The sequence below is a fragment of the Mycolicibacterium austroafricanum genome, assembly GCF_902705885.1.
GTDB lineage: Bacteria > Actinomycetota > Actinomycetes > Mycobacteriales > Mycobacteriaceae > Mycobacterium > Mycobacterium vanbaalenii_A.
The window spans coordinates 47,199-72,029 of record NZ_CACSIP010000022.1; the positions used below are offsets into that span (position 1 = coordinate 47,199).

Annotated in this window: 20 protein-coding genes; 9 read left to right on the plus strand and 11 right to left on the minus strand. The window is 66.7% G+C overall.

What is annotated here, in order from left to right:
* Nucleotides 1-9 precede the first annotated feature (9 nt).
* Both BEMPMBAN_RS15345 and BEMPMBAN_RS15350 read left to right on the plus strand, forming a co-directional pair.
* Entirely contained in the window at nucleotides 10-258 is a 249-nt protein-coding gene (locus tag BEMPMBAN_RS15345; RefSeq protein ID WP_159231405.1) for a hypothetical protein, read from the plus strand.
* Nucleotides 259-287: 29 nt separating this feature from the next.
* The gene (locus BEMPMBAN_RS15350; protein ID WP_159231407.1) at nucleotides 288-1,454 is read left to right on the plus strand and encodes a winged helix DNA-binding domain-containing protein; all 1,167 of its coding nucleotides are present in this window, start codon (nucleotides 288-290) and stop codon (nucleotides 1,452-1,454) included.
* Here the strand turns inward: BEMPMBAN_RS15350 and BEMPMBAN_RS15355 are convergent.
* Nucleotides 1,431-1,700, minus strand: coding sequence for a GNAT family N-acetyltransferase (locus BEMPMBAN_RS15355; RefSeq protein WP_234897483.1), 270 nt, complete (start codon nucleotides 1,698-1,700; stop codon nucleotides 1,431-1,433). The two genes, BEMPMBAN_RS15350 and BEMPMBAN_RS15355, sit on opposite strands and share 24 nt — an antisense overlap.
* A 26-nt stretch (nucleotides 1,701-1,726) precedes the next feature.
* Entirely contained in the window at nucleotides 1,727-4,627 is a 2,901-nt protein-coding gene (gene uvrA, locus BEMPMBAN_RS15360; RefSeq protein ID WP_159231411.1) for an excinuclease ABC subunit UvrA, read from the minus strand.
* 153 nt (nucleotides 4,628-4,780) lie between these two features.
* Here uvrA and BEMPMBAN_RS15365 point away from each other — a divergent pair, with 153 nt between their 5' ends.
* Complete coding sequence (locus BEMPMBAN_RS15365; protein WP_159231413.1) at nucleotides 4,781-5,458, plus strand: MBL fold metallo-hydrolase; 678 nt, start codon at nucleotides 4,781-4,783, stop codon at nucleotides 5,456-5,458.
* A gap of 46 nt (nucleotides 5,459-5,504) precedes the next feature.
* On the plus strand, nucleotides 5,505-6,389 hold the full coding sequence (locus BEMPMBAN_RS15370) for a fructose bisphosphate aldolase (protein WP_159231415.1): 885 nt from the start codon (nucleotides 5,505-5,507) through the stop codon (nucleotides 6,387-6,389).
* Nucleotides 6,390-6,436: 47 nt separating this feature from the next.
* On the opposite strand, the gene BEMPMBAN_RS15375 is transcribed toward BEMPMBAN_RS15370, so the two are convergent.
* The 5 genes from BEMPMBAN_RS15375 to uvrB form a co-directional block, all read right to left on the minus strand.
* Complete coding sequence (locus BEMPMBAN_RS15375) at nucleotides 6,437-6,880, minus strand: universal stress protein (RefSeq protein WP_159231417.1); 444 nt, start codon at nucleotides 6,878-6,880, stop codon at nucleotides 6,437-6,439.
* Between the two features lie 167 nt (nucleotides 6,881-7,047).
* Nucleotides 7,048-7,686 (minus strand): cutinase family protein, encoded by a 639-nt coding sequence (locus BEMPMBAN_RS15380; RefSeq protein ID WP_234897484.1) that lies wholly within the window; start codon nucleotides 7,684-7,686, stop codon nucleotides 7,048-7,050.
* 155 nt (nucleotides 7,687-7,841) lie between these two features.
* Nucleotides 7,842-9,218, minus strand: coding sequence for an MFS transporter (locus BEMPMBAN_RS15385; protein ID WP_159231421.1), 1,377 nt, complete (start codon nucleotides 9,216-9,218; stop codon nucleotides 7,842-7,844).
* Nucleotides 9,219-9,253: 35 nt separating this feature from the next.
* Nucleotides 9,254-10,687, minus strand: a complete 1,434-nt coding sequence (locus BEMPMBAN_RS15390; RefSeq protein WP_159231423.1) for an MFS transporter — start codon at nucleotides 10,685-10,687, stop codon at nucleotides 9,254-9,256.
* Between the two features lie 39 nt (nucleotides 10,688-10,726).
* The gene (gene uvrB / locus BEMPMBAN_RS15395) at nucleotides 10,727-12,886 is read right to left on the minus strand and encodes an excinuclease ABC subunit UvrB (RefSeq protein WP_159231425.1); all 2,160 of its coding nucleotides are present in this window, start codon (nucleotides 12,884-12,886) and stop codon (nucleotides 10,727-10,729) included.
* A gap of 83 nt (nucleotides 12,887-12,969) precedes the next feature.
* Between uvrB and BEMPMBAN_RS15400 the strand changes: the two genes are divergently transcribed.
* Nucleotides 12,970-13,482, plus strand: a complete 513-nt coding sequence (locus BEMPMBAN_RS15400; protein ID WP_200845995.1) for a ribonuclease FAU-1 family protein — start codon at nucleotides 12,970-12,972, stop codon at nucleotides 13,480-13,482.
* An 88-nt stretch (nucleotides 13,483-13,570) separates the two neighbouring features.
* Nucleotides 13,571-14,113: a hypothetical protein gene (locus tag BEMPMBAN_RS15405; RefSeq protein ID WP_159231429.1), complete on the plus strand. Its 543-nt coding sequence runs from the start codon at nucleotides 13,571-13,573 to the stop codon at nucleotides 14,111-14,113.
* Here BEMPMBAN_RS15405 and coaE read toward each other — a convergent pair.
* Complete coding sequence (coaE, locus tag BEMPMBAN_RS15410) at nucleotides 14,110-15,327, minus strand: dephospho-CoA kinase (RefSeq protein ID WP_159231430.1); 1,218 nt, start codon at nucleotides 15,325-15,327, stop codon at nucleotides 14,110-14,112. The genes BEMPMBAN_RS15405 and coaE overlap by 4 nt on opposite strands.
* Nucleotides 15,328-15,518: 191 nt before the next feature.
* Here coaE and BEMPMBAN_RS15415 point away from each other — a divergent pair, with 191 nt between their 5' ends.
* Together BEMPMBAN_RS15415 and BEMPMBAN_RS15420 are read left to right on the plus strand one after the other, a co-directional pair.
* Entirely contained in the window at nucleotides 15,519-16,913 is a 1,395-nt protein-coding gene (locus BEMPMBAN_RS15415; protein ID WP_159231438.1) for a hemolysin family protein, read from the plus strand.
* Nucleotides 16,910-17,935, plus strand: coding sequence for a CNNM domain-containing protein (locus BEMPMBAN_RS15420; protein ID WP_159231447.1), 1,026 nt, complete (start codon nucleotides 16,910-16,912; stop codon nucleotides 17,933-17,935). The genes BEMPMBAN_RS15415 and BEMPMBAN_RS15420 overlap by 4 nt, the downstream gene beginning before the upstream one ends.
* Before the next feature lie 85 nt (nucleotides 17,936-18,020).
* On the opposite strand, the gene rpsA is transcribed toward BEMPMBAN_RS15420, so the two are convergent.
* Nucleotides 18,021-19,469 carry a 30S ribosomal protein S1 gene (rpsA, locus tag BEMPMBAN_RS15425; protein ID WP_159231450.1) on the minus strand — a complete coding sequence of 483 codons (1,449 nt, stop codon included), beginning with the start codon at nucleotides 19,467-19,469 and terminating at the stop codon, nucleotides 18,021-18,023.
* A 152-nt stretch (nucleotides 19,470-19,621) separates the two neighbouring features.
* On the opposite strand from rpsA, the gene BEMPMBAN_RS15430 reads away from it, so the two are divergent.
* Nucleotides 19,622-20,800 (plus strand): PrsW family intramembrane metalloprotease, encoded by a 1,179-nt coding sequence (locus BEMPMBAN_RS15430; RefSeq protein WP_159231452.1) that lies wholly within the window; start codon nucleotides 19,622-19,624, stop codon nucleotides 20,798-20,800.
* Nucleotides 20,801-20,827: 27 nt separating this feature from the next.
* Here the strand turns inward: BEMPMBAN_RS15430 and BEMPMBAN_RS15435 are convergent, their stop codons facing one another.
* A complete protein-coding gene (locus BEMPMBAN_RS15435; RefSeq protein ID WP_159231454.1) occupies nucleotides 20,828-22,069 on the minus strand; it encodes a threonine/serine exporter family protein in 1,242 nt (413 codons plus the stop codon).
* Between the two features lie 2 nt (nucleotides 22,070-22,071).
* Entirely contained in the window at nucleotides 22,072-24,813 is a 2,742-nt protein-coding gene (polA, locus tag BEMPMBAN_RS15440) for a DNA polymerase I (RefSeq protein ID WP_159231456.1), read from the minus strand.
* Nucleotides 24,814-24,831: the final 18 nt, after the last annotated feature.

Genomic DNA, 24,831 nt, shown 5'->3' on the forward strand with positions numbered 1-24,831 from the left:
GTTGGTCGCATGCCGGACGAACCCAGTACCGAACCGGTCGACACCGGCTACACCGCCGACGGTGTGCCGACGTTCGAGTCGGTTCGCGAGAAGATCGAGACCCGGTTCTCGACATCGATCGGATCGGCGGAGCTCGCTGCGGAGACGCCGGAGGGGCGCAGTCTGGAGGATCAGTACGACGCTCGCCAGAAGGCGGCCGCCGAACGCCTCGCCCAGATCCGCCAGTCCATGGACACCAACCGGGACGACGCCGAGTAGTCAGACCCCCGCGGTAGGTTTCGTCAACGATGAGGTCTTTCACCGTTGACGAACGACGAGCCCGACTGGCCCGGCGTCACCAGCTGGCCGGCGGTCTGGCTCCGATCTCCGCCGAGACACTGTCCGGCAGGCTGGTGGGGCTGCACGCGACCGACCCGACAACACCGTATCTGTCCCTGTGGGCCAGGGTTCCGGACTGCTCGGTGGACGGCGTCCGCGCGGCGCTGTACACCGACCGCACGTTGGTCAAGCACCTGGCGATGCGACGCACCCTGTGGGTGGTGCGTCCGCAGGATCTGCCGTCCGTGCAGTCGGCCGCCAGTGACAGGGTGGCCGCCAACGAGCGTCGCCGTCTCGTCGCCGATGCCGAGGCGGCGGGAGTGGCCGCCGACGGGGAATCGTGGTTGGAGACAGCCGCCACGGCCGTGCTCGGTCACCTGCGGCGGAATGGTGCCTGCACCGCGAAGCAGCTGCGCGAGGCGCTGCCTGAGCTGACCGGCAGGTATGACCCGGCCCCGGGCAAGACGTGGGGTGGGGAGAGCCACCTGGCGCCGCGGGTGTTGACGCTGCTCTCGGCACGGGGCGACATCGTCCGCGGGCCCAACGACGGGGGGTGGACCACGTCACGACCGCGCTGGGTGCTGGCTGGCGACTGGCTGGCGGCCGCTCCCGCCGTGGCGCCGGAGACCGCGCGGGCCGACCTGGTCTGCCGGTGGTTGTACGCATTCGGGCCGGCGACCGTCACCGACATCAAGTGGTGGTTCGGCAACACCCTCGGCTGGGCACGTCAGGCACTGCGCGACATCGATGCCGTCGAGGTGGACCTGGACGGGACACCGGGTTTCGTGCTGCCCGGTGACGATGAGCCCGAACCCGACGTGGCGCCGTGGTGTGCGTTGCTGCCCGGCCTCGACGTCACGACGATGGGCTGGTTCGACCGGGACTGGTACCTGGGACCGCACCGCAGCGAGGTGTTCGACCGCAACGGCAACGCAGGCCCGACCGTGTGGGTGGACGGTCGCGTGGTCGGCGCCTGGCGACAGGACGGTGACGGTCGGGTGGAAATGGTCCTGCTCGAGGATGTGGGGCGCCGGGCCGCCCGGGAATTGTCTTCGCGCGCCGACGAACTCACCGCGTGGCTGGACGGAGTCCGCATCAAGCCCCGCTTCCCGTCACCGGCCTGCCGGGCCGTCTAGGCTCCGCTGCAGCAGGAGGGTGTCCAGCCACTTGCCGTGTTTGAACGCGACCGCCGCCAGACGTCCGGCATCGGTGAAACCACGCTGCCGGTGAAGCGTCCGGGATGTGACTGCGCCGAACCTGCGCAGCAGTTCCTCCCGGTCGGGAGCAACGACTTCGAACGTGGCGACACCTGAGGCCACGTACTTCGAGTAGATCGCGCCAATGGCGTCGATGTCGTCGGCCGTGGTCGGCCGAATCGTCACGCGGGCAGACACTGTCGCTCGCGACGCTAGGCGCTGACCTTGCGGCGGGCCTTGCGCGGCTTGGGCCGCGCCACGCCCAACGATTCGGCCAGGAAGTGGCCGGTGTAGCTGTCCACGTTGGTGGCGACGTCTTCCGGTGTACCCGTCGCCACAACCGTGCCGCCGCCCGAGCCCCCGTCGGGCCCCATGTCGATGATCCAGTCGGAGGTCTTGATCACGTCGAGGTTGTGTTCGATGACGATAACCGTATTGCCTTTGTCGACAAGGCCGTTGATGACCATCAGCAGTTTGCGGATGTCCTCGAAGTGCAGACCGGTGGTCGGCTCGTCGAGGATGTAGACCGTGCGGCCGGTCGAACGCTTCTGCAACTCCGAGGCCAGCTTGACGCGTTGCGCCTCGCCACCGGACAACGTCGGTGCCGGCTGACCCAGCCGCACGTATCCCAAGCCGACGTCGACCAGCGTCTTGAGGTACCGGTGGATCGAGGTGATCGGGGCGAAGAACTCGGCCGCCTCCTCGATGGACATGTCGAGCACCTCGGCGATGGTCTTGCCCTTGTAGTGCACCTCGAGGGTCTCGCGGTTGTAGCGGGCGCCGTGGCACACCTCGCACGGCACATACACATCGGGCAGGAAGTTCATCTCGATCTTGATGGTGCCGTCACCCGAACAGGCCTCGCACCGCCCGCCCTTGACGTTGAAGGAGAACCGGCCGGGCTGGTAACCGCGGACCTTGGCTTCGGTGGTGGCGGCGAACAGGGTGCGGATCTTGTCGAACACCCCGGTGTAGGTGGCCGGGTTGGACCGCGGCGTCCGACCGATCGGTGACTGGTCGACACGGACCAGCTTGTCGACCTTGTCCAGGCCGGTCACCCGGGTGTGCCGGCCCGGCACCTGCCGGGCCCCGTTGAGCTTGTTCGCCAACACCGAGGCCAGGATGTCGTTGACCAGCGTCGACTTACCCGATCCGGAGACACCGGTCACCGAGGTCAGCACCCCGAGCGGGAAGGACACGTCGATCTGGCGCAGGTTGTGCTCGCGCGCTCCGATGACGGTGAGCTGGCGCTTGGCATCGGCGAGCCGGCGCAGCACCGGGACCTCGATCTGCTCCTTACCCGAGAGATATGCACCGGTAATCGAATTCGGGTTCTTCAGCAGATCCGCATAGGGGCCGCTGTGCACGATCTGGCCGCCGTGCTCACCGGCCGCCGGACCGATGTCGACAACCCAGTCGGCGTGCGCGATGGTGTCGAGATCGTGTTCGACGACGATGAGGGTGTTGCCGAGATCCCGCAGCCGCACCAGCGTGTCGATCAGCCGCCGGTTGTCACGCTGATGCAGGCCGATCGAGGGTTCGTCGAGCACGTAGAGCACCCCGACCAGACCGGAACCGATCTGGGTGGCCAGCCGAATGCGTTGCGCCTCACCGCCGGACAGCGTCGCCGCCGCGCGTGACAGCGACAGGTAGTCCAACCCGACGTCGAGCAGGAACCCCAACCGCGACTGGATCTCCTTGAGCACCTGCCCGGCGATGGCCTGCTCCCTGGTACCCAGGGTGAGTGCGTTGAGGAACTGCGCGCAATCCGCGATCGACAGTTCGGCGACCTGGGCGATCGACCTCGCACCGAAATCCCCGGCGGTCAGCGTCACCGCGAGGATCTCCGGCTTGAGCCGGGTGCCATCACATTCCGGGCAGGGCACGTCGCGCATGAAGCCCTCGAGACGCTCCTTCATCTGCTCGGAGTCGGTCTGCTCCATGCGGCGGTGCAGGAACGCCATGACGCCCTCGAAGTCCGCGTAGTAGGACCTGGTCCGGCCGTAGCGGTTCTTGTACCGCACGTGCACCTGCTCGTCACAGCCTTCGAGAATGGCTCGGCGCGCTTTGGCGGGCAGCTTCTTCCACGGGGTGTCGACGTCGAAGCCCAGTTGGTCACCCAGGCCGGAGAGCATCCGGGTGAAGTACTCGGCGGTCTGACCCATCGACCAGGGAGCGATCGCTCCTTCGGCCAGGGTGAGGTCGGGGTCGGGCACCACGAGGTCCGGGTCGACCTCTTTCTTGTTGCCCAGGCCGACGCACTCCGGGCAGGCACCGTAGGGAGAGTTGAACGAGAACGACCGGGGCTCCAGATCGTCGACGGCCAGCGGGTGCCCGTTCGGGCAAGCGAGTTTCTCCGAGAACCTCTGTTCGCGGTGTGGATGATCGTCGTCGCGGTCGACGAACTCCAGGACGACGATGCCGTCGGCGAGGTTCAGCGCCGTCTCCACCGAATCGGTGAGACGCTGTTTGGAGCTGGCCTTCACAGTGAGGCGGTCGACGACCACCTCGATGTCGTGCTTCTCCTGTTTTTTCAGTTTCGGCGGGTCGGTCAGGGTGTGCACCACGCCGTCGACCCGGACCCTGCTGTAGCCCTGCGTGTTGAGCTTGTCGAACAGGTCGACGAACTCCCCCTTGCGGGTGCGGACCACCGGCGCGAGCACCTGGAACCGCAGCCCTTCATCCATCGCGAGGACCTGGTCGACGATCTGCTGAGGCGTCTGGCGGGCGATGCGCTCGCCGCACACCGGGCAGTGTGGCGTGCCCGCCCGGGCGTAGAGCAGACGCAAGTAGTCGTAGACCTCGGTGATGGTGCCCACCGTCGAGCGCGGATTGCGATTGGTGGACTTCTGGTCGATCGACACCGCCGGGGAGAGCCCCTCGATGAAGTCGACGTCCGGTTTGTCCATCTGTCCGAGGAACTGCCGGGCGTAAGCCGACAGCGACTCGACGTACCGGCGCTGCCCCTCGGCGAAGATCGTGTCGAACGCCAACGACGACTTGCCGGACCCCGACAGTCCGGTGAACACGATCATCGCGTCGCGCGGCAGGTCGAGATCGACGCCACGCAGATTGTGCTCTCGGGCACCCTTGACGATCAGGCGGTCAGCCAACTCCGTCCTTCCCAACGATTCGCTCGCGCATGCCCAGTTCCCGGCCCGATACAGACCGACAGGCGCCGCACGGATTCATGCTATGCGGCCCCTCCGACAATCCCGGCCAAGCCCCCGTCAGGCTGCAGGAGCCGGGAAGTAACGTGAGTCACCATGACCGTCGTCGAGGACAACTACACGGGCCACGTCGAACCTCAAACGGCAGCCCGACGCACACTTCCCGGCGCCTCCATCATCAAGGTGTCCGTCGGAACCATGGACAACAACGCCTACCTCATCACCTGTTCCCAGACCGGCAAGACACTACTCATCGATGCCGCCAACGACCCCGCCATCCTGCGGGAACTGATCGAGCTGTACGCGCCCGAACTGTCGCTGATCGTCACCAGCCACCAGCACCCAGACCACTGGATGGCGCTCTCCGAGGTCGCCGGATCCACCGGCGCCCCGACCGCCGCGCACCGATTGGACGCCGAACCGCTGCCGGTCACCCCCGACGTGCTTCTCTCAGACGGTGACACCGTCAGGGTCGGCGAGCTCACATTCGACGTCATCCATCTGCGTGGCCACACCCCCGGCTCGGTCGCGCTGGCGCTGAGCGGGCCCGCGACCGATGGCCGGGTGCATCTGTTCACCGGCGACTGCCTGTTCCCCGGCGGCGTCGGCAAAACCTGGAAAGAAGGTGACTTCGAGCAGCTGCTGGGCGACGTGACCAGCAAGGTGTTCGACGTCTTCGATGATCAGACCGTCGTGTACCCAGGGCACGGCGACGACACGACGCTCGGGACCGAACGCCCTCACCTGGGCGAATGGCGCGAGCGCGGTTGGTAAGCGAAGTCACGGAAGCACGGAAGACACGGGAGAAACAGAAGAGAACATGAACAGCGATCAGTTCAACAAGGTCCAGCGTGGGGCCGGGTTCATCGCGGCGTTGGATCAGAGCGGCGGCAGCACACCCAAGGCGTTGAAGCTCTACGGCATCGCCGAGGACGCCTTTTCGAACAACGAGCAGATGTTCGACCTGGTGCACCAAATGCGCACCCGCATCATCACCAGCCCCAGCTTCGACGGTGACCGGGTCCTGGGCGCGATCCTGTTCGAGGACACCATGGACCGCGAGATCGAAGGGCGATCGACCTCGGACTACCTGTGGAACGTCAAGCACGTCGTGCCGTTCCTGAAGGTCGACAAGGGGTTGGCCGCCGAGGAGAACGGCGCTGCGGTCATGAAGCCGATCCCGGGCCTCGACGACCTGCTGGCCCGCGCCCGCGACAAGGGTGTGTTCGGCACCAAGATGCGCTCGGTCATCAAGCTGCCCGGCGCCGGCCTGGCTGCCGTCGTCGACCAGCAGTTCGAGATCGGCCGCCAGATCCTGGCGGCCGGGCTGGTACCGATCATCGAGCCCGAGGTGGACATCCACAGCCCGGAGAAGGGCAAAGCAGAGGAGCAGCTCAAAGCGGCGCTGCTCAACGGCGTCGACGGACTCGCCGACGATCAGGCGGTCATGCTCAAGCTCACCCTGCCCGACGTCGACAATCTGTATCGCGAGCTGGTCGACCACCCGAAGGTGCTGCGGGTCGTGGCGCTGTCAGGCGGCTACAGCCGCGATGACGCCTGCGACAAGCTCTCCCGGAACCAGGGCGTGATCGCCAGCTTCTCCCGCGCTCTGACCGAAGGCCTGACCGCTCAGCAGAGCGACGAGGAGTTCAACGCCACCCTGGACGCGGCGATCGCGAGCATCGCGAAAGCCTCCAACACCTGACGCGCGGAAAGCCCTGGGCCGACTCGGCGCCGGCCCAGGGTGTCCGGTCAGGAGGTGTGCACGATCAGCACGTCGGTCTTGGACCGCCGAGCGACGTTGGCGGGCACCGAGCCCAGCAGACGTCCGGCGATGGTGCTCAACCCGACGTTGCCCACCACCAGCAGGTCGGCGCCGACCTCTTCGGCGAGATCCACCAGGGCGTCGACCGGCGCACCGACGACGGCCTTCTCCTCGATGTTCACCGCGCCCGCGGCCTTCGCCCGGTCCCGCGCCTCACGCAGGATGGCGTAGATCGGGGCATTGCCCGACATCTTGTAGCCCTCGTCCTTGAGCACGTCAGCGGCACGCTGATCCTCGCTCTGCGGGAAGTAGGCCGTCGCGACGATGACCTTGGCGTTGGCACCGGCGGCGATCTGACCGGCGCGGTCCACGGCACGCAACGACGAATCCGACCCGTCCGTACCGACCACAACGGTTTGATAGGCGCTCATCGATATCCTCCCAGTGTCAGCTGCAACGCCACAGACCCTAACCCGGCATCAGCCGAACATGGATGCGAATCACCACACCCGGACCGTATTCGCCCAGGATCCGGGCACGTCAGCACCGTCAACATCACCCTGGGCGGTGGGACGTGACGGCGGGTACACCGACGGTCTCAGGTCTCGTTGTTGAGAATCCTGCCGGCGACGAATGTTGCTGCCTCGCTGACCATTCCGTTCCAGGGATACGCGAAGTGTGCGAAGAAGTTGACGCCCCGTGAGCAGTAGGGATCACCGGTGGCGCACTGGTCGATGGTCTTGTGCCCATACAGCGGGCTGATTTCGGTGAGTGGGCCGAGTGTCGGCACATCCCGGGACGGATTACCGAACACCGCGATGGCGGCGACATGATCGACCATCGTGTCCGGCAGTGGTGCAGGGGTGAAGAACCAGATCGTCCGATTGCCGATCGTGATCAGATCGATCACTCCCGCGCCCTGGGACATCCCCCCGAGCACGATCTTCGTGTTCGGGCACATCCCGGCCACGTACTGCACGTGCTTGTTGGCATCAACCGCGCCGGCCGAGGTGGACTTCGAGAAGTTCCAACTGGCCGGGTAATCGACCGCATAGGTGGAGACCCGCTTGCCCAGCAGCTTCCACTTCAGCGAGTCGATGAACGCCTTGCCGACAAACCCGACGCCTGCCCGGTCGCCTGTCCCGCGCGCGAACACGACCTCGACATCGGGGCATGAATCCGATGCAGCAACGGGAGCGTTGACGGTGGAGAGACTCAGGATCGTCGCTGTTACCACCGCGACACTGAGGAAACGGACTAACCGTGACGTTCGCACGCGACAACGTTGACACATTCCAGCAAATGTGCACCCAGCGGCGACGCAACGGTGATCGAACAGTTGCCGATTCGTGTCTCGATTTCGAGATAATTGACGCGCTGTGCGGATAATCCCTACCGGACCGCATGATCATGAGGCTCGGAGTCCAGCGACGTGTCCTTACCCTCCCGCATGACCAGGATCGCGATCAGGCTCAGCGACGCGGCGACGAAGAGGTACAGACCGACCCACCCCACGCCGTACTGGGTCGCGAGCCAGGTGGCGACGAACGGAGCCACCGCCGCACCGAGGATGCTCGCCACGTTGTAGGAGATGCCCGAGCCCGTGTACCGCACGTTGGTCGGGAACAACTCGGGCAGCACCGCACTCATCGGTCCGAAGGTGAAGCCCATCAACGTCATCCCGATGATCAAGAAGGCCAGCATGGTGCCGTACGACGTGTCGCCGGAGCCCAGCATCGGGGCGAAGAGCCCGCCGTAGGCCATGATCCCCGCCGTGACGACCAACAGCAGGCGGCGACGCCCGACGCGGTCGGCGAGCCAACCCGACAGGGGCAGCATGCCCGCGAAGAACAGCACGGCGATCAGCTGCAGCTGCAGGAAGTCGACGTAGCCGAACCCGAGGCCGGTGCCCTCCGGTGGCCGCTTCCCGGTGCCGAAGCTCAGCGCCCACGTCGTCACGATGTAGAACATGGTGTAGGTCGCCAGCATCACGAAGGTGCCGATGATCAGCTGGCGCCAGCTGGAGCGGAATACCTGCGCCAGTGGGCTTTTCACTTTTTCGCCCCGTTCCACCGCGCGGGTGAACACCGGAGTTTCCATGATGCGCAGCCGCACGTACAGACCGATGGCCACCATGACCGCGCTGAACAGGAACGGGATACGCCAGCCCCAGGTCATGAACGCCCCGTCCAGATCGGGATCCGCGGTGCGGTGGCCGAGCCAGAAGATGAGCGCCAGGAACAGACCGTTCGCCAGCAGAAAGCCGAACGGCGCCCCGAGTTGCGGCCACATCGCAGCCCAGCCACGTTTGCCAGGCCTGGCCGTCTCCGTGGCCAGCAGCGCGGCACCGCTCCATTCACCTCCCAGCGCCAAGCCCTGGGAGAACCGCAGGACGGCCAGCAGCGCGGGCGCGACGATGCCCACCTGGGCGTAGGTGGGCAACAGTCCGATCGCGAACGTGGCGATGCCCATCAGCAGCAGCGACCCGACGAGGGTGGCTTTGCGTCCCACCCGATCGCCGAAATGCCCGAACACGACCGAGCCCACCGGGCGTGCGACGAACGCGAGCCCGAAGGTCGCCAGCGAGGCCAGCAACGCAGTCGTCGAATCACCCTTCGGGAAGAACAGGTGCGGGAACACCGTGACGGCGGCGGTGGCGTAGATGTAGAAGTCGTAGAACTCGATCGTGGTGCCCACCATCGAGGCGAGCACGATGCGGCGCCTGGGTACCCCTTCGACCAGATCGCTGTCCACGACATCGCCACTCATCACTGCGCCTCCCCTGCCGAGATGTGGAAGCAACATCATGCCAGCGACGTCACCGGCCCTGCGGCGGGCTCCGAAGATCGCCCGCTCCTGGTCGACGCCACCACCGCCAGCGCGGCAAGCACGGCGAACGAGGCGAACAGCCAGCGGGCAGCGCCGGCGTCACCGGAATCGGTGAGATTGACCACGACCCCGGCCAGTGCGGCGCCGAACGCCGCGGAGATCACCTGCACGATGTTGATGGCTGCAGCGGCCGCCGGGCCCTCGGCGGGGTCGTCGACCTTGCTCATCGCCCACGCGGACAGGTGCGGCCACGCTATTCCGATACCGACGCCGCTGACCACAAGACCTGCGGCCCACACGGCAACCAGAAGCAGCGGGGCATTCTCGTGCTGGGTCAGTGCGCTGAGCACCAGACCCGTGGCCATCACCACCGGAGCGATCGCAACGGCGCGGACGATGACACGTTGCCGACCGAGGGACGCGCTACCGATCTCTGCGAACGTCCAGCCGAGCGCCAGCCCGGCGCTGAGGAACCCGGCGGCGACCGGCGTCAGATGTGCGAGCCTCTGGCCGAACAGCGGCACGTACATGTCCACCATCGTCGCGGCCATCAGCACGCCCAGGGTCAGATAGATCCACTTCAACGGTCCCCTGCCGAAGGTGCTGGGCGGCAGGACGGACACGGTCACCCTGCGGTCGACGACCACGAACAGCCCGACCAGGGCGAAGCCCGCCACCACCAACGCCGCGGTGGCCCTGGGGTCGTGCGGGATGCCGGCGACGCTGACCAGCAGTGCGGCGGCCCCGAGTAGCAGCAGCGACCACACCGGGATGCCGATCCGCCCGGCAGCGGCCGCCGCTGCCGGGCCGCGGCCACTCGGCAGCGCGATCGGCACCAAGGCCGACATCGTCGTGGTCACCACCAGAAGGGCGCCGAAAGCCCAACGCCACGAACCGTATTGGGCGAACAGACCACCCGCCGCCGGTCCCACCAGTGTCCCCACCCCCCACATCGCGGACACCAGGGCAGACGCCTTGGTCCACAGCGCACTCGGCAGTGCGGTGTTGATCACCGCGTATCCCAATCCGGCGAGCAGGCCGCCCGCAGCGCCCTGAACGGTCCTGCCGACGAGCAGCACCTCCATGCCGGGTGCGGCGGCGCAGATGAGGCTGCCCGCCCCGAACACGCTGAGGCTCACCAGATACGCCCACCGCGGGCCCAGCCGCATCAGCACCGAGTGCACCGTCGTGGCGGCCATCACCGATCCCACCAGATACACCGTCGTCACCCAGGCGTAGAACCGCGCGCCACCGATGTCGGCGACAGCGCTGGGCATCAGGCTGATGGTCAGGAACTCGTTGGTCGCGTACAGCGCCACCCCGCCCGCCAGCACAGCAGAGGCGCCCAGATACCTGGGCCCCAGAAGCTCACGCCAGCTGCCGGCGGTGTCGGTCACAGTGTCGGTCACAGACCGAACCGTAGGACCTCAACAGGGGTTGAGATCAAGTCACTTCAGGCCGGCGGCGTCCATGCCGCGGAGTTCCTTCTTCAGGTCGGCGATCTCGTCGCGGAAGCGTGCAGCGAGTTCGAACTGCAGATCGCGTGCGGCGGTCATCATCTGTTCGGTGAGATCCTTGATCAGATCGGCCAACTCGGCGCGCGGCATGCTCGACGTGTCGCGGCCCTCGAACACCCCCGCGCTCACCGCACGACCGGGCGCACCCTGAGCACGCCTGCCCCGGGACGCGTTGCGGCCCGATCCGCCGACGTCGATGGTTTCGCTGTCCTCGGCCTCGCGGTACACCTGGTCGAGGATGTCGGCGATCTTCTTGCGCAACGGTGTCGGATCAAGCCCGTGCTCGACGTTGTACGCGATCTGCTTGGTACGACGGCGGTCCGTCTCGTCGATGGCCTCCCGCATCGAGTCGGTGATCTTGTCGGCGTACATGTGCACCTCGCCCGACACGTTGCGGGCCGCCCGGCCGATGGTCTGGATCAGGCTGCGTGCCGACCGAAGGAAGCCCTCCTTGTCGGCGTCGAGGATCGACACGAGCGACACCTCGGGCAGGTCGAGGCCCTCGCGGAGCAGGTTGATGCCGACAAGCACGTCGTACTCCCCCAGTCGCAGCTGCCGAAGTAGTTCGACGCGGCGCAGGGTGTCCACTTCGGAGTGCAAGTAACGCACCCTGATGCCCATCTCCAGCAGGTAGTCGGTCAGGTCCTCCGCCATCTTCTTGGTCAGCGTGGTCACCAGTACGCGCTCGTCGGCCGCGGTGCGCTTGCGGATCTCGCCGATCAGGTCGTCGATCTGACCCTTGGTCGGCTTGACCACGATCTGGGGATCCACGAGGCCGGTCGGGCGGATGACCTGTTCGACGAACTCGCCGCCCGACTGACTCATCTCGTAGGGCCCCGGGGTGGCCGACAAGTACACCGTCTGCCCGATCCGGTCGGCGAATTCCTCCCAGGTCAGGGGCCGGTTGTCGACCGCCGAGGGAAGCCGGAAACCGAAGTCCACCAAGTTGCGCTTGCGGGACATGTCGCCCTCGTACATGCCGCCTATCTGCGGCACCGTGACGTGGGATTCGTCGATGACCATCAGGAAGTCTTCGGGGAAGTAGTCGATCAACGTCGCCGGGGCGGTGCCCGGACCACGCCCGTCGATGTGCCGCGAGTAGTTCTCGATGCCCGAACAGAACCCAACCTGGCGCATCATCTCGACGTCGTAGTTGGTCCGCATCCGCAGCCGTTGGGCCTCCAGCAGCTTGCCCTGCCCTTCGAGTTCGGCCAGCCGCTCCTCCAACTCCTTCTCGATCGACGAGATCGCCTGGGCCATCCGCTCGGGACCGGCCACGTAGTGGGTGGCCGGGAAGACCCGCAACGAGTCGACCTTGCGGACGACATCCCCGGTCAGTGGGTGCATGTAGTAGAGCGCCTCGATCTCGTCGCCGAAGTACTCGATACGCACCGCGAGTTCCTCGTAGGACGGGATGATCTCGACGGTGTCACCGCGGACCCGGAACGATCCGCGGGTGAACGCCATGTCGTTGCGGTTGTACTGCACGTCGACCAACAGCCGTAGCAGCGCGTCGCGCGGCACCTCGTCGCCGACCTTGAGCTCCACGGATCGATCGAGGTAGGACTGCGGGGTGCCCAGGCCGTAGATGCAGGACACCGAGGCCACCACCACCACGTCGCGCCGGGACAGCAGGCTCGAGGTGGCCGAGTGGCGCAGCCGCTCGACATCGTCGTTGATCGAGCTGTCCTTCTCGATGTAGGTGTCGGTCTGGGCGATGTACGCCTCGGGCTGGTAGTAGTCGTAGTAGGAGACGAAGTACTCGACCGCGTTGTGCGGCAACATGTCCCGTAGTTCATTCGCCAACTGCGCGGCAAGCGTCTTGTTCGGGGCCATCACCAGAGTGGGGCGCTGGAGCCGCTCGATGAGCCACGCCGTGGTGGCCGATTTACCGGTACCGGTGGCACCGAGCAACACCACGTCGCGTTCGCCCGCCTTGAGCCGCCTCTCGAGATCGTCGATGGCGGCGGGCTGGTCTCCGGCGGGTTCGAATTCACTGACGACGTGGAACTTGCCGCCCGCACGCACGATGGCATCGACCGGGCGATGCTCGGAGTGCGCCAGCACCGGGTGTTCGGTCGCGAATGCCATTTCACCAGGGTAGAACCTGGTGCCGACATGTTCTGTTCCGGCGACCGCCCGATAGCATCCGACCAGGACTTATGCTGGTCAGCATCCATCCTCCCAAGAACGAGACATTCGATCTCGCGGCGCATACCAACACCGACCCCAAGGGTGTCGTGCGGTCGGTGGACGTCTACACGGTCCGTCCGTGGGGCCTCTACATGGCCCGGCCCACCCCGGGGCGGGCCCAGTTCCACTACATCGAGTGCTGGCTGCTGCCCGCGCTCGACCTGCGTGCGACGGTCTTCCACTTCAACCCGGGCCACGAGCGGGACCAGGACTTCTACCTCGATGTCGGCCGGTACACGCCGGGACCCGACAGTTGGCGCAGTGAGGACCACTACCTCGACCTGGTGGTCCGCACCGGTGTGGCGGTCACCGTCGACGACGTCGACGAACTGCTCACCGCCGTACGGCACGGCCTGCTGACCCCCGAGACCGGTGAGCATGCGATCCGCACCGCGGTCGCCACCGTCGACGCGCTCGCCGGCCACGACTACGACCTGCATCGGTGGCTGGCAGGCACCGGAATCGACCTGACATGGCGGGGTCCCCCGCGGTAACGGGGCCGGCCCCGGAGACGATGATCTTGATGATGACAACGACAGTGCACGTGCTTCCCCGGCGGTGACGGCGGTAATGTCGGCGGACATGAGCGTCGCCAAGCGCAGGTTGCTGGCAGTGACAGCCGTCGGGTTGGCCGGAGCCTGCGCGCAGTGGGCTCCGGCGACGGCGGGAGCCGAGCCGACTCAGGAGACCCCGACCGAGGTGGCGTCCGCACCGACCGCGGACGTGCTGCACAACATCACCTATCGCGCGCGGGTGGACGGGGTGTCACGGGGGGCGACGGTGACCTACCGCGCAGAGGGCGACCAGCTGCAGCTCGCCACCCCCACGATGGTTCCCGGCCGGGTGTTCGAGGTGAACACCGTGCTGCCCGCGTCGCAGACCGCGAACCTGCGGCTGTCGATCGACTGGCCGTACTCGGCGAATCTGCACTGCGAGATCCTCATCGACAACGCTGTGGTCGCCAAGGCCGACGACTTCATCGCGCCGCGGGTGACCCCGCAGCGCGAGGACCCGGACTACGGTTCGCTGACCTGTCAGGCGCCGGTGGGCGGGATCGACGACATCACCCCGACCGAGGCGCCGGCGCCCCCTCCACCGGTCGAGGCCGGCATCCCGCCGGCTTAACCGCTGGGCCGCCACCCCGTGCCGTCCGCCCACTGCCATGCCCTGCGGTAGGCGTCCAGGAACCACGGCTCCTTCGCGTCGGCATACGCACCGGTGTCGGCGTGCCCTTGTTCTGCGACCCTGCGCTTGAGCGCCAGATAGTCCGAGCGGGCCTGCGGGTTGGCCGTCAGCCAGTCGACGAACAGCAACGCGAACTGCTGACCGGGCCACCCCGCCACCCGCACGTGGACATTGGTGGGCCTCCCCGGATCGGCGGAGCCGTACAACCTTTTGCGCCACAGCGATTCGTCGTCACGGTGATCGAACTCGGCCACCGTGCTCCGAGCGTCGGCCTTGCCGACGTCGTGAGTGACAGACGTGCCCGGGTAGCCGGCGGCGAGCAGCGCGTCGGCGAGTTCGTCGGCGACCTCCAACGAGGCGACGGTGACCTGGATGTCGATGACGTCCTTGGCGGCCAGGCCCGCGATCGCGGTGGAACCGATGTGGTCTATTCGCGAGGCCCGATGGCCGCACGCGGTGTTCAGCCGCGCGACTGCCCGCTGCGCCTGGGCCGGCCACTGCGGATCGGCGGGCACCAGACGCGGTTGCGACCGCGCCGGGCGACCCGCGTGCAGGTTGTCGGCGAACGGCTGGATCCGATCGTGCCACAACGCCCGCGCCTTCTCGACGAGTTCCGCCGCAGTTCCGGAGTTGTCCAGCCAGACGTCGGCGACCGCGCGGCGCTGTTGCTCGTCGGCCTGCGCGGCGATGCGTGCGCGGGCGTCCTCCTCGCTGAAACCGCGGTGCTCGATCAACCGTCTTACCCGTAGGTCGACGTCGGCGTGGACGATGATCACCAGTGGGAACATCGGCGCCATCTGCGACTCGACGAGCAGAGGGATGTCCTCGATGATCACGGCCTCGTCGTCGGCAGCGGCAATCAATTCCGAACGCCGATGCGCCACAAGAGGATGCACAATGCCGTTCAGCGTGGCGCGCTTCTCGTCGTCGCTGAACGCGATCGCGGCCAGTGCCGGGCGGTTCAGCGCACCGTCGGGCGACAAGATGCCGGCGCCGAACGCCTCGACCAGCCTCGCCAGTCCCTCGGTGCCCGGTTCGACGACCTCGCGGGCGATGACGTCACCGTCGACGACGATCGCCCCGAGTTCGCTGAACGTCGCCGACACTGTGGACTTGCCTGCCCCGATTCCTCCGGTCAATCCAATGCGCAACACCGCACCAGTCTGGCAGGCGCAGTGCACCCTGGGTCGACCCGCCGAGCCAGGACAATTGCGAGCCGTATCCTGGAGCGACATCCCCGTAGCCGTTGGAGGCTCGATCATCTCGTGTCCGCCAGTTATCGCGCAGCGTTCGCTGCTGCGACCCACGACGTGAGCTCACCCGGCCGCAGCCTCGAGGTGGGGCCATGGTGACCACCGTGCTCGTCCTGCTCGCCGGAGTGCTGCTGACCGCGGTCATCATCGCCGTCAACGGCTACTTTGTGGCGCAGGAGTTCGCCTACATGTCCGTCGACCGGGTGCGGTTGCGGTCGGAGGCGGCTGAGGGTGACTCCGCGGCCAAGAGAGCCCTGGCTGTCACGCGCCGAACATCGTTCATGCTGTCGGGGGCCCAGCTCGGAATCACCGTGACCGGTCTGCTGGTCGGCTACGTCGCCGAACCGTTCATCGGGGAGTCGCTGGGCACGCTGCTCGGCACTGCCGGGGTGCCGACCGGCGTCGGAATCGCCGTCGGCACCACGCTCGCCCTCGTCCTCGCGACTGTCGTCCAGATGATCTTCGGTGAGCTCTACCCCAAGAATCTCGCCATCGCCAACCCGGAGCCACTCGCCCGGCGGCTCGCCCGGTCGACGCAGCTGTACCTGGTCGTCTTCGGTTGGCTGATCTCGTTCTTCGACATGGCCTCGAACGCGGTACTGCGGCTGCTGCGGGTGGAACCCGTGCACGACCTCGACAGCAGTGCGACCGCCGAGGATCTCGAGTACATCATCGACGACTCCCGCGCCAGCGGTGACCTGCCCGAGGAGCTCTCGATCATGCTCGACCGGATCCTCGACTTCCCCGACCGCGACGTGGAGCACGCCATGATTCCTCGTGCCCGGGTGAACGTGGTGGGGCCCGAAACATCGATCACACAGATGCGCACGCTCATGGCGAGCGGCCATACGCGTTACCCGGTCATCGGCGAGCTCGAGGTTCCCGTCGGTGTGGTGCAGCTTGCCAGCGTGCTCGCCGTCGATCCCGCAGACTTGCGGCCGGTCACCGCCATCATGAGTCCTCCGCTTGTCGTCCCGACGGCGATGTCGCTCCCGGACGCGCTCGAGCGACTCGTGCACACCAGGAACGAGCTGGCGTGCGTCATCGACGAGTACGGCGGGTTCTGCGGCGTCCTCACGATGGAGGACCTCGCCGAGGAGCTGGTCGGCGAGATCAGCGACGAGCACGACACGACCGACGATGCCGGGGCCGACGCCGTCGGCGAGGCGTGGATGATGGACGGCGACCTGCCCATCGACGAGGCGCAGCGCACCATCGGGCGCGACCTCCCCCGCGGCGACTACGAGACGATCGCCGGGCTCGTCATCCGCCAGGGAGGCACCCTCCCCGAGGAGGGCGACACCATCTACGTCGGGCTGCCCGCGACCGGGGCTGAGCTGGTTGCCGACGAGCCGGCGAGGTGGCAGCTACAGATCGAAGTGGTCGAGGTCGAACGGTACGTACCGAGCTTGGTCCGAGTGCGCCTCGTCGCACAGGATCTCACTGACTCGGACCAGGCCGATACCGACGAGGAACACCGCGGATGAACGCTTGGGCTGTCATCACCATCACCGTCGCGCTGATCGCACTCAGCGCCTTCTTCGTCGTCATCGAGTTCGCTCTGCTCGGCGCGCGGCGTCACCGCCTCGAGCAGGATGCGATGCGGAGCCGCTCGTCCCGCGCCGCGTTGCGCGGCATGAACGAGTTGACCGTGATGCTCGCCGGCGCCCAGCTCGGCATCACGGCCTGCACCTTCGCCCTCGGGGCGGTGACCAAACCGGCCGTCGACGCCCGGCTGGGCCCGGTGCTCAGCTCCTGGGGTGTGCCCGAATGGCTCGCCGGCGGCACTGCCTTCGCTCTTTCCTTGCTCGCTGTGACGTTCCTGCACCTCGTCATCGGGGAGATGGCACCCAAGTCCTGGGCGATCGCCCACCCCGAGTTGGCCGCCCGCGTCATCGGCATCCCGTCACGGGGGTTCGTCTGGGTCTTCCGACCGCTTCTGCTCTGGGTCAACAAAATCGCCAACCGGCTCGTCGCGGCGTCCGGTGTGGAGCCGGTGGACAGGGCCGCCGTCGGTGGCCGCGACGCCGACACCATCCGTCACCTCGTCGAATATTCCACGCAGGTGGGGGCACTCCAACCCGTCCTACAGGACCAGATCAACGAGGTCATCACGCTGGAGGGACTGACCGTCGAGGCGATGACCACACCGAATGCCGAGCCCACCTCGGTCGGGCCCGAGGCGTTGGTCGCCGATGTCCGTACGGCAGCGCTGGAGTCCGGGCACCTGCGAATTCTGATGAAAGACGATGCTGGCCGGTTACCGCTGGTCGTGCACGTGCGGGACACGCTCGAGGCCCGCGCCGACCAGCGTGCCGACCTCTTCGCGCGGCCATCCTTCCGCGTCGACGCGTCGACCCCGGTTTACGAACTCCTCAGGACCATGCGGGAGCAACGGGTCCAACTGGCCGTGGTCGAGCGGGGCCAGGAACTGCTGGGAGTCGTGACGCTGACGGACGTGGTGCGCCGGGTGCTGCCACCGGCGGGCGCCCCCGCCCAGAGCGGCTAGCTGTCCCAACCCGGACCGGCAGACGGCGACGGCCCCGGCTCGCGATGAGCCGGGGCCGTCGGTCGTCGTGAATAGGCGTTGTGAACTAGGCGTTGCCTGCGAGCTTCTCGCGCAGAGCAGCCAGTTGCGCGTCGCTGGCGAGCGACCCGCCGCCTGACGGCTCCTCCGAACGCGATGAACCGTTCGCAGCAGAGACCGGCCGCGCCGCCTCTTCTGCTTCGGCGGCGGCGAACTTCTCCATCTGAGCGGTGTGCATCTTGTGGCGGCGCTCGGCCTCGGCGTAGCGCGCCTCCCACTCGTCACGTTGCTTCTCGAAGCCTTCGAGCCACTCGTTGGTGTCGGCGTCGAAGCCCTCGGGGAAGATGTAGTTGCCCTGGTCGTCGTAGCTGTCGGCCATGCCGTACTTCCAGGCCTCGAACTCTTCGGTGTAGTCCTCGTTGGCCTGCTTGAGGCTCAACGAGATGCGGCGCCGCTCCAGGTCGATGTCGATGACCTTGACCATCGCGTCGTCGCCGACCTGGACCACCTGGTCCGGGACCTCGACGTGCCGCTCGGAAAGTTCGGAGATGTGCACCAGGCCCTCGATGCCCTCCTCGACGCGGACGAACGCACCGAACGGCACCAGCTTGGTGACCTTGCCCGGAACGATCTGACCGATCGCGTGGGTGCGGGCGAAGTGACGCCACGGGTCTTCCTGAGTCGCCTTGAGCGACAACGAAACCCGCTCGCGGTCCATGTCGACGTCGAGCACCTCGACGGTGACCTCGTCGCCGACGGTGACGACCTCGGACGGATGGTCGATGTGCTTCCAGGACAGCTCGGAGACGTGCACCAGGCCGTCAACACCGCCGAGATCGACGAACGCGCCGAAGTTGACGATCGAGGAAACCACACCCTTGCGGATGGCGCCCTTGGTGAGCTGGTTCAAGAACTCGCTGCGCACTTCGCTCTGCGTCTGCTCGAGCCAGGCGCGGCGCGACAGCACCACGTTGTTGCGGTTCTTGTCGAGCTCGATGATCTTGGCCTCGATCTCCTTGCCGATGTACGGCTGCAGATCGCGGACACGACGCATCTCGACCAACGACGCGGGCAGGAAGCCGCGCAGGCCGATGTCGAGGATCAGGCCGCCCTTGACGACCTCGATGACGGTGCCCTTGACGGCCTCGTCCTTCTCCTTGAGCTCTTCGATGGTGCCCCAGGCGCGCTCGTACTGAGCACGCTTCTTGGACAGGATCAGGCGGCCTTCCTTGTCCTCCTTCGTGAGGACCAGAGCTTCGACCTCATCGCCGACGGACACAACCTCATTGGGGTCGACGTCGTGCTTGATGGACAGCTCGCGGGAAGGGATGACGCCTTCGGTCTTGTAGCCGATGTCGAGCAAGACCTCATCGCGGTCCACCTTGACGATGGTCCCTTCGACGATGTCGCCATCGTTGAAGTATTTGATGGTCTTGTCGATGGCGGCGAGAAAATCCTCAGCCGAGCCGATGTCGTTGACGGCTACTTGCGGCGAGGTGACGGAGGGACTTGGCATGTGGTGGGTTGCTCCGGACAGGGTGATCGTAGGGACAGTTTTTTGTTTCATGGTTTGCACCCGCGACGAATGAGCACACAGGTACATGTCGAGGTTACTCGACGGGGCACATGCAGGACAAACCCGGTTCCGCAACCGGCTACCCTGCTGAGGTGTCATACGCGGGCGCACCGGGACAGCCGTATCGGATTCCAGCGCCACACGCGGGTCGCATCCGCACAGTCGGCGTGCCGCTCGGGGTGCTCATCGCCCTCGGGACCGTCGCCGGTCTCATCGTCATCGCGCTGACCGCGTTGAATCCGCTCGGCACCGCGGTCGGCTTCGTGCTCTCCAGTATCGCGATGACGGTGGTGGTCCTGGCCTACCTGTGGCTGGACAGGTGGGAGCCCGAACCCCCACGCCTGCTGGTGTTCGCGTTCATCTGGGGCACATCGGCGGCGGTGGTGATCGCCGCTGTGCTGCAGATATTCCTCGACGCCTGGCTCAGCTCCGGTGTGGACAGCACGCAGGCCGCCGGGGTCAGCCCAGTCACGCTGGTCGTCGGCGCCCCGCTGACCGAGGAGGCGGCGAAGGGTCTGTTTCTGCTGCTCATGATGACCGGTGCCCGACGTCGCGAGATGAACTCGCTGACCGACTGCCTGGTGTACGCGGGGCTTGTCGGGGCGGGTTTCGCCTGGTTGGAGGACATCCTCTACATCGCCAACGGCGAGTCGCTGGCCGATTCTCTGGTCACCGCCGCGCTGCGGCTGGTCATGTCGCCGTTCGCGCACTCGCTGTTCACCACGTTTCTTGCCGTCGGCGTGTGGTACGCCCTGCACCAACGCAGCGCCATCGCCAAAGCCGGCTGCATCCTGCTCGGCTACGCCGGCGCGGTGCTCCTGCACGCGATGTGGAACGGTTCGTCGCTGCTGGGCGCAGGGGCGTACTTCGGTGTTTATGTGTTCTGGATGATGCCGGTATTCGGACTGGCCATCACGCTGGCCGTGCACAGCCGGCGCCGGGAACAGCGCATCGTCGCCGCCAAACTGCCAGGCATGGTGGCTGCAGGCGTGGTCACCCCCAACGAGGCGACCTGGCTGGGATCGATCCGCACCCGCAAGCTGGCCGTCGCCGAGGCCACCCGATTCGGCGGGACACGAGCGGGCGAATCGGTCAAGACGTTCGCCCACCAGGTCGTCGAACTGGCGTTCGTGCGGGATCGCATCGACCGCGGCTTCGGTGACCAGCGCGTCGCGGCAATGCTGGCCGAAGAGACCCACGGGGTCTACGCCGCGCGAGGTACATCACCCGCGCTGGCCCGGATGGCGGGTTACCGGGCACCGGGTCCCTGATCCTCCCAGCCATCGTCCGCCAGGTGCTCAGCTCCTGAAGGCGGGAGCGGGTCGGTTGCGCTGCCGAATCAGCTGCCAGAGCACCAGGCCGGCCTGCATACCCAATGACACCGAGACCATCGAGATCAGGGTGGCGGGCAAGGCCGAGTCTCCGTCCGCTCCGAACAACTCGGTGATCCCGATCAGTCCCATCGATCCGGGCACCAACAACCAGAAACCCGGCAGGATCATCGTGATGGCCGGCGGCGAACCGCGCAGTCGCGTCATCGCCAGGGCAGCGAAGGTGAGGACCACCCCGCCGCAGAATCCGCTGACGTAGCTGCCCAGTAGCAGATCACCGACATATTGGGCCGAGTAGCCGAGGTAGGTGATCAGTAACAGCCATGGCAGGAACGAGCGGGGCGGCGCGAGGAACAGCATCACCCCGACGGAGTAGACGGCGACGCCGAGCCACGGCGCCCACGGCCCGATCTTGTTGATCGCGTCCGAGGTCAATTGGGTGTCATCGGTCTGCAGCATCTGAGAGGCAATCAAGATGCCGAAGGCCAGCTGGGCGATCTGGACGAACCCTGCGATCAGCCGGCTGGACCCGGAAATGACATCGCGGGCGGTGAGCTCGATGACCGCCAGCGTGATCGCCGCACCAGGAAGGAACATCGCCAGCGGCGGGATCAAGGCGCGCAACCCGACGTGATCCATGCCGAGTTCGCGGGCACCGATGATGCAGACCGCGGTGACGACGAAGGCGCTGAGCACTGGCACCAACGGGGCCAACCCCGGCACCTGCTGCCCAGTCGTCCAGAACAACCCCACGACCACCCCGAGACCACCGGCGACCAGCACGTTCAACGGCGTCGGTTCCAGCAGCAGCGCAAACCCCACGCTCTGGACCGCATATCCGAGCACCGACATCCACGCCCGGCGTGGCCGCTTCTTGTCGAGAACGGCGTCCAGTCTGGCCTCGCCATGAGCCGGGCTCACCCGGCCCGCCATCGCATCGGCGATCAGAGGTGCCAGCGGGAACATCTGATCGAAGCGGAGATCCCGGTCGAGATGAGCCGCCTTCACTATCGATCCGGCGCCACCGGAGTGCCCCACCACCTGGACGTGGTTGGGAAACGCGATGAAGTCGTTGCGCGCCCCGTAATTCGACGACGCCCGCTCCAGCATCTGCCGCACCAGGGTGACCGGGTAATTGGCAGCGCCCATCGCGGCTCCAAGGCGGGCGACGAACCGGACCTGCTGCTCCGGCAGTGGCGTGTCGGGCATGCTCAGTGCGCCGCGGCATCCCAGCTGCGGCCGTACCCCACCGACACCTCGAGGGGCACGTCGAGCGGATAGGCATTACCCATGTGCTCGCGAACCAGCGCGTCAAGGGTGTCCCGCTCGCCGTCGGCGACCTCGAACAACAGCTCGTCGTGTACCTGCAGCAGCATTCGCGAGGCCAGACCGGCGTCGCTGATCGCGCGGTCGACGTTGATCATCGCGACCTTGATGATGTCGGCGGCACTGCCCTGGATCGGCGCGTTGAGCGCGGCCCGCTCGGCCGCCTCGCGCACGTTGCGGTTACTGCTGTCCAGCTCCGGCAGATACCGCCGGCGCCCGAACACCGTCGACGTGTAGCCGTCCTTGCGCGCCTGGTCGACGACATCGCGCAGGTAGTCGCGAACCCCGCCGAACCGGTCGAAGTACTGCTCCATCTGGACCTTGGCTTCTTCGGTGGAGATCTTGAGCTGAGCCGCGAGCCCGTATGCGCTCAGCCCGTAGGCCAGCCCGTACGACATCGCCTTGACACGCCGCCGGAGTTCGGCGTTGACCTCCCCGATAGGCACCGAAAAGGCCCGGGATGCGACGAACGAGTGCAGGTCCTCCCCGGTATTGAATGCGTCCAGCAAGCCTTCATCACCCGACAGATGCGCCATGATCCGCATCTCGATCTGGCTGTAGTCGGCCGTCATCAGGTCGGTGTATCCCGCGCCGACGACAAAGGCGTCGCGGATCCGTCGGCCGGCCTCGGTGCGGATCGGGATGTTCTGCAGGTTCGGTTCGGTGGACGAAAGCCGACCCGTCGCGGCGATCGTCTGGTTGAACGTCGTATGGATCCGGCCATCGGTGGCCATCGATCCGATCAGCCCGTCGACAGTCACCTTGAGCCGGGTGGCGTCCCGGTGGGTCAACAGATGCTGCAGGAACGGATGCCCGGTCTTTTCGAAAAGGCCCTGCAGCGCGTCCGCGTCGGTGGTGTAGCCGGTCTTGGTGCGCTTGGTCTTCGGCATCTCCAGCTCGTCGAACAACACCACCTGCAGTTGCTTCGGGGAGCCCAGGTTGATCTGCTTGCCGATCACCGAGTACGCCGCCTCGGCGGCATCGCGGATCTGTCCGGCGAACTCGCTCTGCAGCTCGGCGAGCTGGTCGACGTCGACCGCGATGCCCACGCCCTCCAATTGGGCCAGCACCCGCTGCACCGGCAACTCCATGCTCGCCAGCAGCGACGAAGAGTCGATGCGGGCCAGCTCCTCGTCGAGGGCGTCGGCGAGGTCCTTGACCGCCCCGGCCCGCAACAGCAACGTCTGCACCGCCTGGTCGTCGACCCCGTCACTGTCGTCGAGTAGCGAAAGTTGTTGCTGCTCGGGATTATCCGCCCGGAGCTCACGTTTGAGATAACGAAGCGACAGATCGTCGAGGGCGAAACTGCGCTGGCCGGGACGAACCAGGTAGGCCGCCAGCGCCGTGTCCGAGGTGACCCCGGCGAGCGTCCAGCCCCGCCCCTGCACGTCGTGCATCGCGAGCTTGGCCTCGTGCAGCGCCTTGGGCGCACCCGGGTCGGCCAGCCACGCCGCCAGCGCGGCCTCGTCTGCGGGATCCAACGACGAGGTGTCGATGTAGCGCCCGTCGCCGTCGGGTGCCACGATCGCCACGGCGGTCGCGTCGCTGTCGAACGCAAGGTGGTTGCCCACCACGGCCAGCCCGAATCGCTGACCGTGACTGTGCTCGGCCAACCACGCGGCGAGCGTTCCCGGCTCCAGCGCGCCACCCCGCACCTCGAAGCCGTCCTCGACTTCGGGATCCGTCGAGGCCAGCGTGTCGAAGAGTCGGTCACGCAGCACCCGGAACTCGAGGTCGTCGAACAGCCGGTGGATGTGGTCGCGGTCCCACGGCTGCATCCGCAGCGTGTCCGGTGTCTGCGCCAACGGCACGTTCTTCACCAGATCGGTGAGCTCACGGTTGAGCACCACGCTGGACACGTGGGCGCGAAGCGCATCGCCGACCTTGCCCTTGACTTTGTCGACGTTGTCGACGAGCGCCTGCAGCGAACCGTATTCGGCGATCCATTTGGTCGCGGTCTTCTCCCCGACGCCGGGAATGCCGGGCAGATTGTCACTGGGGTCCCCGCGCAGGGCGGCAAAATCGGGATACTGCTGCGGGGTGAGTCCGTACTTCTCCACCACGGCTTCCGGGGTGAACCGGGTCAGCTCACTGACACCCTTGCGCGGGTAGAGCACGGTCACGTCGTCGCTGACCAACTGCAACGAGTCGCGGTCACCGGTGACCACCAGCACCCGGTAGCCCTCGTCCTCGGCCTGGGTGGCCAACGTGGCGATCACGTCGTCGGCCTCGAACCCGGCCTCGGCGAGCGCCGTGATGCCCAGTGCACCCAGTACTTCCTTGGTGATGTCGATCTGACCGCGGAACTCGTCCGGTGTCGCGGACCGACCCGCCTTGTATTCAGGGTACTTCTCGAGCCGGAACGTCTGCCGCGATACGTCGAACGCCGCTGCGATGTGGCTGGGTTGTTCGTCGCGAAGCAGGTTGATCAGCATCGCGGTGAAGCCGTAGACCGCGTTGGTGGTGAGCCCGCCCTGCGTCTTGAAGTTCTCGGCGGGCAGCGCGTAGAACGCGCGGAAGGCCAGCGAGTTGCCGTCCAGAAGCATCAGAGTCGGTTTACCGGCGGGCTGACCGGCGGCTGCTGCGCTGCCGGCCTTCGGCTCGGATGCGGTCTTGGCTGGGCTCACGAGTTCACTCTAGGCACC